The following is a 15,328-nucleotide window of genomic DNA, read 5'->3' as shown; positions in this document are numbered from 1 at the left end:
CAACTCACCTGTCCACCTCCTTAAATATGATTTCATATTCATCCTCAACACTTTTAAAATTGATGCCTTCTTTAAATGTTTTCATTGTTCCCTTTTTTATTGTACGAATAATCTCACATTCTTCTGGTTTTTTAAACTTGATGATTCCATTTTTCATCGTAGGTGTCCAAATTCGTGCCTGCAATTCACCTGATGCATTTTCATCTGGATAAGTGAAACCATGAAACATTGGACCAAAGCTAATTTCATCGTAACGATTATAAAAGCTGTGTCCACTTCCAAACTCACATGCTTCAACATAGCCTTGACACTCACGCGTACCCAAATAAATATCACGTCTACCACCCCGCTCAACAGCCCTTTTCGCGATGTTATGATGCTTAAAATCATTGTAATCTGGCAATAAATCTGGACGTTGTGGATTCGCAATAAAATGTGCCCGTACTTGATACTCTGGCTTTCGTAAGTAAGTATAGTAAGCTAAATCATTAGAAGAATCTTGATATTTAATGGGGCGCATGCCTTTAACTTCTGTTTGAATCGGGTTTATCACACGAATTTCATCTATTATCCACAGAATCGTCGGCTTCCAATAAATTGACTCTACAATCCCCTTAAGCGCTTGGTAAGTTGGAATTTGATAGGTAAATTTTTCACCGCCAATACGTGTGACTGGGTCTGTAAATAATGCATATTTTCCGTATACCTTAAACTCTATTTGATTGCGCATTTTCTCACCTCCTTAGTATCCTGAATAATCTGGGAGCGCCTCTTCTCCTTGCAAAGATACGCCATATTGTTTACTGTAAGCACTATTCTGTAAATAGACAAGCTCGCCATTAAATAGTGGTGCTAGTAATCCTTGTTTAATTAATTCCTGATACAAATTTTCATAGACATTAACACTATACTGTTGAGCCTGCTTTAGTAAGCTGTTAAGGATTTTGATATCATACTGAGGCTCATTTAAAGCTGTAATAATATTTTGACCTTCCTCATATGGTACCAATATTGCCCGAGTCGGTGAATCAATCGCCTCAAAATGTTGTTCGGCTGTTTTAAATAATGCAAAGGATTGCGTCTGTTTTTGATTATTAATACTGCCATTTAATAATTGAATTATTTCATAGTCAAAATTGTGAGGTGTAAATTTAATTCGTGATTTTACATGTTGGTCAAAGTGTCTAAAATAATGATGGATTGCCTTAGGGCTTAATATATCCAATGCATAAGTCTCATCACGTAAAATATAATTTTTTGTTACTTCGCTACCAACTGCAATTTCAGGAAGTTTACTCAAATATTCATCTTTTGCGCGAACGATATAAACATCACCTTTATCTTGCTCTTTATTACGATTACAACGCCCCGCAGCTTGAGCAATAGAATCAAGACCAGCAAGTGATCGCACTACCGCTTCAAAACTAATATCAACACCTGCTTCAATTAACTGCGTGCTGATACAAATAATCCGCTCTTTTCCTAATTTATCATTTACGTTCTGTAAGATATCTTTCCTGTGGGCTGGACACATTAGTGTACTTAAATGATATACTTGGCAATCTACTGCTATAGACAATACCTCATATAACTTTCGCACAGCCGTTTTCGTATTTAAAATAACTAATACCGATTGCTTTTCTTCTATTAAGTTTTGCACAAATGCACTTAACTCATTTGCATCAAAGCCCTCCGTCGATACATAATTGTGAATATTGACTCGTTCAAATACCTTTGCAATATTTGGCAAATCTGATACCATTTCAGCATTTTCTTTTAATTCAATTGGATATTGCATATGTGCGACTGCCGGCTGTGTAGCTGTACATAAAAGCAAACTACTATTACCAATGAGATGTAAAAAGTTTAATGCTGTATTAAATAAATTAAAATGCTTATAGGGTACAGACTGTACTTCATCAAATATGATAATTGCATTCGTCAAATTATGTAGTCGTCTCGACTTTTTCGTTCCTTTTTGGAAAAAAGCATCTAAAAACTGTACCATTGTAGTGAAAATAATCGGATAATCCCAATTGTCACGCCCCAACTGTAATTTTTTATGGTGTGCTACTCGATAATAATCGCATTCTTGATCAAGCTCAGTATCATCTACAACATTAGCATGGTGCTCTAGCACAGCATCATGCTGCTGAATAATGTTTCTGACAGCTTGTGCATTTTGTTCTAAAATTGTTGTATATGGCACTACATAAATTATGTGTGATTTACCATATGTTTTGGTATGTTTTAATGCATAGCGTAAACTTGCATAGGTTTTCCCACCGCCCGTAGGAATTGAAAGCGTATAAATCGCAGACGGATTTTCCGCTAAAAGATCGCAATTCTCAGACATTTCTGTACGTAATTGATTAATCGAATCCTTATTACGCTTCCATTCATTTACTTGTCGCATAAGTACTTCATAGCTATTTTTAAAAACTTCAGTATAATCAGCAATTGACGATTCTTCATTCTCCTCAAAACAACGAGTATTTGTACGATCTGCATCAATTAAACAACTAAACACTAATTTTTGCATATAACTCGCATAAAGTTTTTGATGCTTTCTTCCTTGAATTCGTTGAAAAAAAAACCGAAATTCTGCTGTAGCCTCTTCAACTAATTGACTAACTCGCTCTTTATTACCATCAATCGCCTCAAAATTTCGCACAACTTCATCATAGTTTTGTAATTTGTCTTTTGTAACACGTCTAATATAATCTGAAGGTTTAGAATCTAATTGAATAAAATTTTGCAAGCCTGAATGATGTGACAATATGGCCATTCCTACAGTTTCAATCACAAAATCTTGATGAGCGTTTTGACCATAGTAATTTTCATACAAATATTTAGCTCCTGCCGTGGAATGGTCAATTTTTTCACTGGCTACTTGTTTATGAATAACAGCATTTGTTAAATACTCGATGAATTTCACTGTAAATTTTCCCATATCGTGTAAAAACCCTGCTAATTCAGCATGTGCACCAACACCTGCCTTTTCTCCATACGCTCTTGCAAGTATAGCCACTTCGTTTAAATGAGTTTGCACCGTCTGTTCTCCAAAATCTGTTTCTCGGATATGTGCTAGAAACATACGTTCCACCTCTTTCTTTTCAAAATAGCATAATATTACCTATTTTTCAATATTTCATATAAAAATAAATGTATAAATACACAGTTTAATGTAGTAAATCCTATTTAGTGTTATTGTTCTTCTTTGTATCTTTAAGGTTCTTCACCAAAACTCGTGGTTGATTTTTTATTAATTCAATAATTTTACATTTCCTTATAGAAGAAAAGCGAAAACTCATGTAGTGGTTGTGAAATGCTTTGGAAATTGGTCTTCTACTTTTTTTAAAAGAGGAATCGCAGCTTTACTATCTGACAAATTGGCAGATGTCATGAGGCTTCCAATGATATATTGACTCTTGGTTGTCACAGCGAGATCCCCTTTAAAGCCAAACCAAAAAGTATTTTTGCCGTCACTGTTCTTTTTGATGCCCCAATTCGATTCGATGGGTGCATCTTGCCACAATGTCACCATTGGCATATCGACTGATGCCTGATTTCTTTTTCATAATTTCATAAGTCGGCTGATTGGCTTCGATTTCTACTTGTTTCGCAAGCCAATCCTCCCGTTCTTCTTTTGATTTTCGTCCACGTTTTTTGTGTGGTGCAGGCTCTTTTTTTCTCAGTAGGTTTCGCCGCATCGCGTGATTCGAAATGTGTGGCACGTCAAGAAATCCTTCTCTAAAAGCTATTTGTATTAATGTATCTTGCATCACATTAAGTACATCAGATTGACTAATGACATCAATCATATTCGAAAGACGCTTCAGAAGGCACAACATCAGAAACAAAAAAACCACAATCCAAACAGAATAAAGGATCGTTGACCAAACGTTTAATTAAATCCTTGATCGTTAGAATACGCTCTACTATACGGATAATTAGGGATTGAATCATCGCACCATAGTTTAATTCACGTGGGGCACCACGTAATGTCCTCTTCAAAAACAACTGAAAAATAGGTTGTACGTCGAAAGTGGCAAAAATCGCATCAAAACGACGGGAACTTTCCATTTTCAATAATTCTTGAATGTCAAGTAGACTCATTTGTTTTACAATAGTCATAGGGCATTCACCTCATTCAGTATGGTTTAGTTTGGTCGCTACCACTATACCGAATTTGGGGAGGTGCCCGTTTTTTATTGGTTTAGAACCCTTGGGCCTTAAGGGATTAGAATTATGAAATTAACTTATTCAAGAAAAAGAAAACAAAAAATTTTGTACTTCTTATATGAAAGCATGCAAAATATAAAAGAAATTTCAAATCCTATAATAACAACGTAATTTATTATTTGATTTCTTTATTACAACCATTCAATTAAACAAACTGATATGTAGATAAAAATGCCTTTTTATAACTGTTTAACCCATTTTAAAAAAATAAAACCAGCAATAACCGATTATTTCGATGTTGCTGGTTTTATTTCCGATTATTATTTTTTCCGTTTCACAAACAAAAAGCCAAGAATAACAGCTGCTAGTACAAGTAAGGCTACAATCCAAACCGTGTTTGATGAAGTTTCATTTGTCTCTTTTGTAGACTGCTGTTGGTCAATAGGTGTAGCGTTTTCTGTTTGTATCTGTGTCTTATTGGTTGCTTGTGCTGGCGAACTTATTTGAATGTATTGAAGGGTAGGTTTGTCGGCAGACTGTCCTTCATGATGATCACCGCTTTGGTCATGACCATGTTGATGACTGCCCCCTGTAGTGAAAATCGATTTTTCTACAGTTTGGCCTACCCAGCTTTTTGCGTCAGTTGAATCTGCGAAAATACGTGGATGTCCTGAAAGCATGTAGGTTGTGCCGTTGATGATCACTCCTGTCTCGTCACCTGTCACAACATCCTCTATTGTTCCAGTTGGCCCTTCAGAGAAGCCGCCCATTTGAATTAAGGAGTGTCCACCCATATCAACATCGAGATGATCTGTTAAAAAAGAAATATACTCTTCTTTCGTTAAAGTAGCATCTGGTTTTTCAAGCTCTAGTTTATGATGAAATAAGGCTGTATTTATTTCTTTGTACGTAATGTCACCCTCCAAGGAAGATACATAGTCCTCATTTTTGGCTGCTTGTGCTAGCTCATCAACAGTAGCGCCTTTAAGACCAAAGAAACCGCCTACCCAGCCTGCAAAATCTTGACGTGATAAATTTTCTGTCGGATTTAAATTCACATCTTTTCCATTATAACCCAGTAATCCGATGCTATGGAGTACCATGATTTCCTTTATCGTTGGTGCAGTTTCTGGAACATCTGCATAGAGCGTACTTTTATCCATAGTATGGGCGTAGGCTACTGGAGCCATAAACAATGTGCTCATTAGTATTAATAGTAAATATTTTCTCAAAATGATTCCACCTTCCAATGCAATAGTATACAAGCTAATTGTGTTGAAAGTATGAAATTCCGATAGATTTAATACTAATTTGATAATTTAAATTTTTGAATAATTTCATTTAAATTCTCTGCCATCTTCGCTAAATTAGCTGAACTATATTGAATTTCATCCATGGAGCTAGCTGCCTGTTCAATTGTGGCGGATGTTTCTTGTATTCCTGCTGCAGATTGTTCAGAAACAGCGGCAATTTCATCCACTGATTTATGAATGCTAGCCGTATTTTGGACTACCTCTTCTAGCTTCGTGGACATGCTGTCTATGTTGATGGTCATGGAGGAAACTGCCTCAGTAATTTGATTAAATGTTACATTCGTTGATGCAATTTGTGTTGTACCTTTTTCAACCTCACCATAGCCATTCTCCAGTGAAGCAGTAACTGTCTGAGCGTCTAATTGAACCTTTTGAACAATTTCTGTAATATCATCAACTGAAACGGCTACTTGTTCCGCAAGCTTACGTACCTCATCAGCAACGACTGCGAAGCCTTTTCCATGCTCACCTGCTCGTGCCGCTTCAATAGCAGCATTTAGCGCCAATAAGTTCGTTTGTGCAGCGATATCCTGTATGACAGCTACAAGTTTAGATATATTCTGCGTTTGTTTACTTAATCCATCCACCTTTTGAACAGCATTTTTCACAATAACATGGATAGAAGTCATCTGCTCTGTAGATGCGTTCATTAAGTCCTTGCCCACTTTTGTTAAAGCCATGACATCCTGTGAATACTGATAAACATACTTACTGCTATTATTGACATCTGTCATCTTCGTATTAAATTCCATCATATTCGTGGCTACATCCGATGCATTGCTAGCCTGCAATTCTGTACCGCCTGCAATTTCAGTGACGGTAGAGACAATTTGCTGTGTACCTGTCTTGACCTCTGTTGCTGATTTCATAAGCTCCTCACTATGCGCAGCTACATCATTCGATACTCGTTGGATATGTCCTAAAAAACGATTCAAAATATCTGACATTGTATTGGTCGCTTCTGTTAGCTTCCCTACTTCATCATTTGATTTCACCACTAGTGCAGGCTCACTTAGATCCCCGTCTGTAATACGTTGCATACGATTCGTTACTGTAATAATAGGTCTTGAAATAACGCGTGCACTAATGAAGGCAATTCCAATTGAAACTACAACAAGGATGATTCCAACGATAATACCGGTAATCTGCTTATTATCACCTGCAGTAATAATGTCTGTGCCTACTGTCGTTATGGACTGCTTACGATTTTCTGCTAAGCCTTCATAGCCTTCTCTTATTTCAGTAGCCTTTGTATCCATAGCAGCTAAGTTTTTAGTCGCCATTTCAATATTGCCCTGATCATAAACATCAAAGACATCTTTTTCAACATAGCTACTCCATTCCTTGGCCATTGTTGCAAAGTTGTTAAACTCTGCTGATTCTGATAGGGCTAAACGAATTTTTTCATTTTTTAATGCACGCTTAACATTATCATCAAAAATTTGCTTATATTTTTCATCACCCGAAAGCACATAACCTCTCGCCGCCGCAATTCTTAGGCTAATTGTTGATGCGAGTTCATAGTCGGTAATTAAAAGGTGTAAGTCCTCTTCAATAATTTGCTCCGTTGCACTATTGCTAAGTTTAACTGAATAAAAATTGTATCCTATGTACAAAATCACTATTGCTACTACAATGCTAAAGGAAAAAACAATTCTTTTACTAATTGACCTAAATTTCATGTTTAAATTCTCCTTATTTGTTGAATGAGGACCTTTGTTATTACTATTAGTAATCTATCATTATTAAAATAAACATGGTTGATTTAATAATTCTTTCTATATTTAAAGAAATAACTAGTCAATTTTTAAGTAATTTTCAGCATTTTTCGGTTTTATTTTACAAATCCAAATGCACTAATGAATTTTCAAAACAGGGATTTTTGAACTAAAAAGAACAGCCCTAAAAATTGGCTGCTCCTGTTATTTTTTCTCGATTTGATAATCAATTTGTAAAAAGGGTAATCCAAAAATGTGCATTTTATGAACAGCTGTTAGTATTTCATTTCTTGCAGTTATCACAAAATGCTCCTGTAAGGGCAACTGAAATAAAAATCGATGGATGGCTAAATAAATGCCAGCATCTCCATCATGAGCACTAGTCAAGTGTAAACACCCATTTTCCTCATATAAATACAATACCCCTATCATCGTTGAAAATGGTAATGGCAGTGCAATATTCATATAGGTGGTTTGGTCTGTAGTATGCTTTGAATAAATGGCTACAAAGGTTGTTTGTTTGTCAATTGCGCGAATCCAGGCACGAGGAGCAGGACGTCCATCTTGCTGTTCGTCGATTTTTATAATCCTACCTGTCATCTCTATTTGCTGGCTGGACAGGGGTAAATTTAGCTGTTGTATGTAACGACTAAAGCCTTGATAAATCAAAGCAAACGGTTTAAACCAGGCCTTCCATTTGACGGATGCCTTTAAACGATACTGTTCTGTTTGCTCATAAAAATGTGGGATTGCAGGAGATAACGCTGTAGTATCAACAAAATCATGAAGTGCATCAACTAATCCCGGATGAGAATCATTTTGCTCACGTAGTTTCCCGCGAATTTGACTAACTGGAAATTGTACTGGTTGATGAGTTCTTTTAGGAACGGCGATAGCCCACGCTAATACACCTACTGCCCCAAAGAAAACTCCATTGATAACACCATGAAACTTTAGCATTTCTGGTATCCCAACAAAAGAATGTCCAAACAAATTACTCAATGCATACATGATCGACCATAGGATTGTGATACATAAAGAACCATAGGATATACGTAATAGCAGCCCCTGAATTGCAGGAAATTTAGTTTTTAGTGCAAGTATAAATAAACCGTAAATAGCTATGATGTATAAGCCCACAGAAAAAACTTCTAGTATTTTAGAGAATGTTATTCCTAAGGCAACAAGAAACGGTCCGCACCATATAACAACAAGAATCGCATTAAACAATCTGCTTTGATGAATACGTCCAAAGAGACCAAGTGATATGACCAAGAGGCAGGCTGAGTAATGAAAATGGATAGCTGTTAACCATGTAATTAATGGTGGGAAACCTGTATCGATTTTTGCAATAAAAGCAAAAAACCATAGTCCTCCAATAAATAAGTACATAAGTCCAATATCAATCGAAATTTCCGCTATATTTGTAAAGCCACGTTGCAAAAAACGATTTACCCCCAGGCTCGCTATTAATACTGTATAGACAACATAGATAAGTGCTAGAACAATGGCTAGCCACCCTTCAGTCCACCAATGAAGCATTGTAACTGCTATCATCATTACAGCAATAATGGCATCTCCGCCTCTTGGAAGATCCACCACCATTTTGATCATTGCAGGTATAAAAATTAGCTGTGCAATAGTAAGTAACAACATAAAGGTAGGCTGCTCGCTAAAGCCAAAACAAATAGCCGCCAGTATAAATCCGAATAATAGAACAGGCTTACCTAGATTGTTGCGTAAATTCACCAGCATACATCATCAGCCTCCCTATCAACGGATTATGGATGGACACATGAATCGTAAATACATTTCTGGTGTCATCAAAGCCCTCCTCCACCACAACATGCCCCTGCAAAAATTTAGGAAGCGCACATTCAATTTTGGACAAAACCAAGCGTTGAAAACCTGAACGAATAACCAATCTTCCTTCACGCGTCACAGCAAAGTGCAAATCAGAATAAAAAAGAGCTGGTTCACCTAAATAATCCTTCACTATTTTATGAACTAAATCCACTGTCATTCTTGCATTAAAATATCTAGTTCTTTTTGGAAAGTGGAAGGCACGTTCCCATAAGACTTCCAACTCTCCACTTGGCAACGTTCGACAAGTGTTACAAATCGAAAACGGTATATTCTCACCTGACTCAGGGAACAGGAATTTTGTTTTAGTCGCTACGGTATAAAAGGGACGCAGCCACTTTGCTCCCGATTCAATTTTATGCATAACGCCTATCGCATAAAATGGTTGGTCTACTGGCAATGTATAGCGTTCTTGAAGTTTTGGATGCAGTTTTGTAAATTCCTCACCTAATATGGTTTGATAAATGGTCATGTTGTCTCCTCTCGCTTCCGTATGCAGCGTCTGGCACTTGGAATATCTTTACTAATTATAAATCCGATTATAGACAATACCCATAATGCTAAATTAAAAGTCACTGGATTAAAGGGTGCAGTAGCAATCGTTATATCTGCTAGCAAGGCCCCTATTGTTAAAAATGGAAATACAATAATTTGCGCTCCAAACAATAAGCGCTTTCCTCGTGGTAACAGCCAGCAAAGCCCGAACAAAATCTCTGCTATACCAATCCAGATGACTATTTTGTTAGCATTATTCCAAGAAAGGGCGTCTTCGTTTGGCTTTGCTGTTGTTTTGCTCAGATTCAACTTGATTTTGCTCGACTCCCCCTCTGTTTCGCTCGACCTGCTCCTGAATTCGCTCGGTCCTTCCTCAGTTCCGCTCTGCTCCGAATTAATTTCGCTCGGCCCCAACCCAGTTTCGCTCGGCTTCTTCTCAATTCCGCTCGGCCACAACTCTGTTTCGCTCGGCTCCTTCCCAATTCCGCTCGGCCCCAACCCAGTTTCGCTCGGCTCCTTCCCAATTCCGCTCGGCCTCACATCAGTTTCGCTCGGCTCCTTCTTAATTCCGCTCAACCCCAACTCTGTTTCGCTCGGCTCCTTCCCAATTCCGCTCAACCCCAACTCTGTTTCGCTCGGCTCCTTCCTAATTCCGCTCGACCTCACCCTATATCCGCTCTGCTCCAACTCTGTTTCGCTCGGCCCCACACCAACTCCGCTCTGCTCCACCCTATATCCGCTAGGCCCCAGTTCAGATTGTAAGTCTTTCTCTAGTATGTTCTCCACGAGCACAACCTCTGTGGGATGTTGCACAATAATTTTGGGAACTAGCCCGTGATATACCCATATAATGCAAAAAAGAATGCTTATGAAAATTGTTAAAAAGAAACGTCGATACTGGGAAGCAGGGTTTTCTCCCTTTTCAAGCCATCTCTTTAAAACGTCAAAGCTTAGCGCTGTTGCCCAGCCCATAATTGGACGAAACATAACGTCCAATAGCTTACCAAGTTTTCCATAGCGAACATCATAGTCATACTGTGTTAAAAATGTCAGCCCCCTATCATGAGGGATATACTGCCAATAGCCCCTTCCCTCCGCAATCGGAGATATTTTTTGTGGTGTTCCAAAATGCAATGAGGATGTTTTAGTCCCATCCTTTTTTTGGTGCTCTCCCTTACTTTCACCCCAGCCACGAACTACCACACCTGGCATTACCTTTGTTTCATAGGTAAATCGCTGAGGTTCTTCAACAGATTTTTTTTCAATGTATGTAATGGAGGTAAAACGTAAATCCCACTGCTCATGAAGCTTCGGATTTTGGGTGTAGGTCCATGCCTCCTCAATAGGTGCAAGTATATCCACCTCCACATAAATGGGCTTTTTCTTCATGCCTCACTCCTCCTTACTTATTAGCCCTTTTCAAATATATTGACAGTTGCCTGTGCATTTCTAATACCCTCTGCTATTTTCACTTGAGGGCTTCCACACATCTATCGGTAAATGATCGTTTAGAATCGATGTTACCTTGTATTCTATTTCTTCTTTTTAAGATAGTTATTATTCTGGTCATCTTAAGATAGCCAATGTTTGTTCACAAATAAATTTGTCCTTCACACTTTTGGGATTGTTCTTTATGTAGATGCTTATAATAATTTTTTCATTATCGTCAAGACTATCCTCCATTTAAAAATCGATTTATACTACTAATAATATTATAGCAGTAAATTGATTTACCACCATAAACTTCAAATTTATTATTTTTAAAAAAACTTGAATCGAAATGGACGTTGGCGAAGTCTAATGGATGGAAGGAGGCGATTTTCATTACTACACACCATGTTTCACTAGTACAGTTAGCTCAACATGGGGATGAACAGGCATTTTATCAGCTGATTGAACAGGAGCAGCATAAACTTTATCGCATGGCTTATGTCTATGTACAAAATGAAAATGACGCCGTAGAGGTTTTTCAGCAAACCATTATTCGTGCCTATGAGGGACTTCCTCAGTTAAAGGAGCCACACTATTTTTCAACCTGGCTAACGCGCATTATTATTAATGTTTGTAAAACCTATATAGCAAAGAAAAATACAGTACAGCTTGTCGAACCACATACTTTAGAGGATTTTACTAGTACAACACCTACATATATCGAAGAGGAGCTAGATCTTTGGCATTCTCTCTGTAAGCTTGAGGAAAAATATAAAACTGTTCTGCTACTCCGTTTTTACCAGGACTACTCAGTAAAAGATATTGCCGCAATTTTACAATACCCTGAGGGCACTGTGAAAACAAATATACGACGAGGTTTACAGGCTTTACGACAACAATTAAAGGGGGCATATATAGATGAATGGGTTCAATCCGTTGAAAGAGGTCATTGATGCGATTCCAATACCTAAAGGAAAATTAACAGAGGTGTTACGTGTTGAAGGGATGTCCAAAGTCTTCCAGCAAAAGCATCATACAGTACAAGCATTGAAAAATATCCATTGTACCATTTACCAAGGCGAAATGGTTGCTATTATGGGAACAAGCGGGTCTGGTAAAAGTACATTGTTAAATATGATTAGTGCCATCGATGAGCCAACTGAAGGCGCACTCTTTTTATTTGGCGAGGAAGCCCATGATATTTATCAGGAGCCAAATGCATCCAAATTCCGTAAAGAAAATATCGGCTTTATTTTTCAATCCTTTCATCTGTTAAAAGATTTATCAGTTGAAGATAATATCGCACTTCCACTTATCCTCAATGACTTGCCAAGCAAAGACATAAAAGTGCGTGTCCAGCACATGATGGAAAAACTTAATATTGCTGCATGGGCAAAGCATCGACCAAGTGAGCTGTCCGGGGGGCAAAAGCAACGAGTCGCTATAGCTCGTGCTGTTATAGCAAATCCCCCTATCCTGCTGGCAGATGAGCCGACTGGAGCACTGGATGTAAATACAACAGATGAAATTTTGGAACTTTTAGTAGACTTACAAAAAAATATGAATCAAACGATTTTACTTGTCACACATGATCCTTATGTCGCTACCTATGCGAATCGTGTATTATTCTTCCATGATGGGGCTATTGTGGATTCCTATCAGAATCAGCAAACGGCAGAGGATTTGGATTGTATTTTAGCGAAGTTCAAGCTAATTACTAGAGGTGATCTATAATGTTTACGATGCGTAGCATTGCTGTGAAGCTATTTCGAGCAGCTTGGTCAAATGTATTAACAAGTATTAGTATTATCACAATTTCTATTTGTCTTGTGATGACAATGAGCGTTTATATATATAATGCCAACACACAAATGAAGGAAGAAATACAAGCGCTTATTGGTGAGATGGATTTGATGGTCGGCTATAATCCTGAGCAAAATAAGCTATTAACAAAGAGCCAAATTGCAAGTTTCGAAGAAATCTATGGTGTGTCAAAAGTGTCAAGTGTGTCACTAGCTCATACATTCGTTGAAAATGAAAAAAGCACAAGTTTTTATACGGTGGGCGTTGAAAATGATGACTTAGTGAAAAGCCGCTATCATTTTACTGGTAATCTTGGTCCGAAAGATGTTGTCATTACTGAAAATGTGGCACGTCTCTTTAAGAAAAAGGTTGGCGATACACTAAACATTACTTTCAATAAAACAATCGGAGATGAAATTGAAGCAGATATAGACAACTTTACGATACAAGAAATTCTTCCTGCTTTGAAAGGCACAGATAGTCCTAATATGATTCTTCTGCAAAATGATGTCCTAAAAACATGGATGGATTTTAGTGACGATAAAACTGCTGGCATGTTTGCCTTATTTAGTACGGAAAATAATATGGCAACCTCTGTTGGTATGGAATTAAAACTGCTTGATGAAACTTTACGCGTTGATATTATGAGTGACTATGATGAATTTAAGAAAAATTTCCAGGCTCTAATGATTTTTATGATTGTGCTGTCATTTTTTATACTACTCATTTCAAGTGTCCTATTGCTGTCAACGTTCCAGCTGTTATTTTATAAAATTAAAGAACAATTAATGGTATTAAGAGCACTCGGTGCCTCCACAAAACAAATACGAACTATTGTACAATTACAGCTATCTTCCATTGTCATTTTTGGTGTATTGCTTGGCATTACCGTCAGCTTGCTCGTTATTAAAAGTTGGTTACCACAATTGATTGACCTAATGAAATTACCAAGTGCACGAACAGATTTACCAATTGTTTTTGTGCTTATCATAGGCGTGTCTAGTTTTTTAATTCTACAATTCATTACACAGTGGCAAGTCAGAAAAAGTGCGAGTTTATTGCCTTTACAAATTGCGACAGAGAATGAAACCTTAAGTTTGCGCTGGACAAAATGGAAAACAATCATCGTGAGTAGCTTTATAGTCATATCCCTATTTTTATTTTTAAATGCGAAATTCACAGATAAAGAGAGCGGTAAAAGTGCCTTATTATTTTTACTAGCGACACTACTACTTTGTGGGATATTGCTGTTTATCATGCCATACCTGTTTACAGCTTTGTTAAACATTTCATTAAAGCCAATACGTTCAATCTTTGGCAAAGAAGCTTACTTAGCCTGTCAGCAACTTATGCCACAAGTAAGGAAAAATATGCCAATTGTCCTGAGTATTATTGGATTAATGGTTATTTTGGTATTTGGCAGCTCATTATTTAAATCGGTACAACAAACTTCTTATCAATATATTAATTCTCAATATGAAGCTTCCATTAAAATTGATAATGAGTTATATGATCCAACATTTAAATCTGATTTGGTTAAAGAAATTGAATCATTGCCAAGCGTGTCCTATGCCTTTGCTAAGAGTGATAATTCTTTTATTGCACTGCAGCTCGAAAATGAATGGATACCAGAAAACTATACAACCGTTGATTTCGAAAAATATATTCAATTGGGGAAGCTTAATAAAATTAGCGGTCATTATAAAGATGGGGTACTAATAGCTGAGAAATTTGCTAAACAACACCATCTATCTGTAGGTGACAGTGTAACAATAGGTAATTTTGATTATACACTGCAGCAATATATCACTTCAGGTCAATTGCAAATTATCGGTATTATTGATTCAACGATTCAGAATGCCAATTTAGTAATGGATTGGTCATCTACTTTGATAGAGATTGAAAAACCTGTAGTGACCACTATTTTGGTAGAAGCCGATAATACAGAACAAGCTCTAGCTGATCTTACCTATTTACAAGAACGTTGGCCTGCCTTGAAATTAACGGATAAAGAGTCTATTATTCAGCAGAATGATGAAATGACTTACCAACGTTGGAGTCTGTTTGTGGGTGTCTTTATGATTTTAATTGCTGCTACTTGTCTTGGTGTATTACAAACATTGCTGCATTCCATTTATGCCAAACGTAGTGACTATGCCATTCAACGACTTATTGGTCTTTCTCCAAATGGTTTGATAAAGCTGATTTTGACACAAGTGCTGTCATATGTATTCTATGGACTGGCAGTTGGTACCATTCTTGGCCTAGTGTTGACGAGATTGCTGGGCTTTATTGATGAGGGCTCAACGGTGTATTATGATTTCTTTACTTTAGGTATGACAAGTCTCGTCTTTTTAGGAGCAACACTCATTGTCTTTACTTTACAAGGCTACTGGATTAGTCGAAGAAAATTAGCGAATGAAATGATTGAAATGTAAAACGAAAGCAGGCCCAACTGTTTTGAAGGGCCTTTTTTCATTTATCACGCTTATTTTTCTGTTTATCGCCCTATTATTTAGA

The 15,328-nt window shown here is 37.2% G+C and carries 13 protein-coding genes; 3 read left to right on the top strand and 10 right to left on the bottom strand.

Annotated elements, in window-relative coordinates:
• Positions 1 to 4: 4 nt before the first annotated feature.
• From cas5c to AC2CGN_RS07015, 10 genes are all read right to left on the bottom strand, one after another.
• Positions 5 to 730, bottom strand: coding sequence for a type I-C CRISPR-associated protein Cas5c (cas5c, locus tag AC2CGN_RS07060; protein WP_484512921.1), 726 nt, complete (start codon positions 728 to 730; stop codon positions 5 to 7).
• 12 nt (positions 731 to 742) lie between these two features.
• Complete coding sequence (cas3, locus tag AC2CGN_RS07055) at positions 743 to 3,097, bottom strand: CRISPR-associated helicase Cas3' (RefSeq protein ID WP_484512919.1); 2,355 nt, start codon at positions 3,095 to 3,097, stop codon at positions 743 to 745.
• A 213-nt stretch (positions 3,098 to 3,310) separates the two neighbouring features.
• Complete coding sequence (locus AC2CGN_RS07050; RefSeq protein WP_484512917.1) at positions 3,311 to 3,547, bottom strand: transposase; 237 nt, start codon at positions 3,545 to 3,547, stop codon at positions 3,311 to 3,313.
• On the bottom strand, positions 3,486 to 3,854 hold the full coding sequence (locus AC2CGN_RS07045) for a hypothetical protein (RefSeq protein WP_484512915.1): 369 nt from the start codon (positions 3,852 to 3,854) through the stop codon (positions 3,486 to 3,488). The genes AC2CGN_RS07050 and AC2CGN_RS07045 overlap by 62 nt, the downstream gene beginning before the upstream one ends.
• Positions 3,817 to 4,137, bottom strand: coding sequence for a transposase (locus tag AC2CGN_RS07040; protein ID WP_484512913.1), 321 nt, complete (start codon positions 4,135 to 4,137; stop codon positions 3,817 to 3,819). The genes AC2CGN_RS07045 and AC2CGN_RS07040 overlap by 38 nt, the downstream gene beginning before the upstream one ends.
• Positions 4,138 to 4,505: 368 nt before the next feature.
• Positions 4,506 to 5,417 carry a hypothetical protein gene (locus AC2CGN_RS07035; protein ID WP_484512911.1) on the bottom strand — a complete coding sequence of 304 codons (912 nt, stop codon included), beginning with the start codon at positions 5,415 to 5,417 and terminating at the stop codon, positions 4,506 to 4,508.
• A 74-nt stretch (positions 5,418 to 5,491) separates the two neighbouring features.
• Entirely contained in the window at positions 5,492 to 7,180 is a 1,689-nt protein-coding gene (locus AC2CGN_RS07030) for a methyl-accepting chemotaxis protein (protein WP_484512909.1), read from the bottom strand.
• 240 nt (positions 7,181 to 7,420) lie between these two features.
• Positions 7,421 to 8,971, bottom strand: a complete 1,551-nt coding sequence (locus tag AC2CGN_RS07025; RefSeq protein WP_484512907.1) for a YndJ family protein — start codon at positions 8,969 to 8,971, stop codon at positions 7,421 to 7,423.
• The gene (locus AC2CGN_RS07020) at positions 8,940 to 9,551 is read right to left on the bottom strand and encodes a DUF4166 domain-containing protein (RefSeq protein ID WP_484512905.1); all 612 of its coding nucleotides are present in this window, start codon (positions 9,549 to 9,551) and stop codon (positions 8,940 to 8,942) included. Before AC2CGN_RS07020 ends, AC2CGN_RS07025 begins: the two co-directional genes overlap by 32 nt.
• The gene (locus AC2CGN_RS07015) at positions 9,548 to 10,963 is read right to left on the bottom strand and encodes a DoxX-like family protein (protein ID WP_484512903.1); all 1,416 of its coding nucleotides are present in this window, start codon (positions 10,961 to 10,963) and stop codon (positions 9,548 to 9,550) included. Before AC2CGN_RS07015 ends, AC2CGN_RS07020 begins: the two co-directional genes overlap by 4 nt.
• A gap of 398 nt (positions 10,964 to 11,361) precedes the next feature.
• Here AC2CGN_RS07015 and AC2CGN_RS07010 point away from each other — a divergent pair, with 398 nt between their 5' ends.
• The 3 genes from AC2CGN_RS07010 to AC2CGN_RS07000 are packed head-to-tail and all read left to right on the top strand — an operon-like array spanning position 11,362 to position 15,246.
• The gene (locus AC2CGN_RS07010) at positions 11,362 to 11,958 is read left to right on the top strand and encodes a sigma-70 family RNA polymerase sigma factor (protein WP_484512902.1); all 597 of its coding nucleotides are present in this window, start codon (positions 11,362 to 11,364) and stop codon (positions 11,956 to 11,958) included.
• A gap of 52 nt (positions 11,959 to 12,010) precedes the next feature.
• Complete coding sequence (locus tag AC2CGN_RS07005; protein ID WP_376781206.1) at positions 12,011 to 12,739, top strand: ABC transporter ATP-binding protein; 729 nt, start codon at positions 12,011 to 12,013, stop codon at positions 12,737 to 12,739.
• Positions 12,739 to 15,246 carry an ABC transporter permease gene (locus tag AC2CGN_RS07000; RefSeq protein WP_484512900.1) on the top strand — a complete coding sequence of 836 codons (2,508 nt, stop codon included), beginning with the start codon at positions 12,739 to 12,741 and terminating at the stop codon, positions 15,244 to 15,246. The genes AC2CGN_RS07005 and AC2CGN_RS07000 overlap by 1 nt, the downstream gene beginning before the upstream one ends.
• Positions 15,247 to 15,328: the final 82 nt, after the last annotated feature.

This window comes from Lysinibacillus sp. DFXJR4 (genome assembly GCF_057196045.1).
The sequence above is the reverse complement of the archived record's forward strand: the minus strand, read 5'-3'. Positions and strand labels throughout refer to the sequence as shown.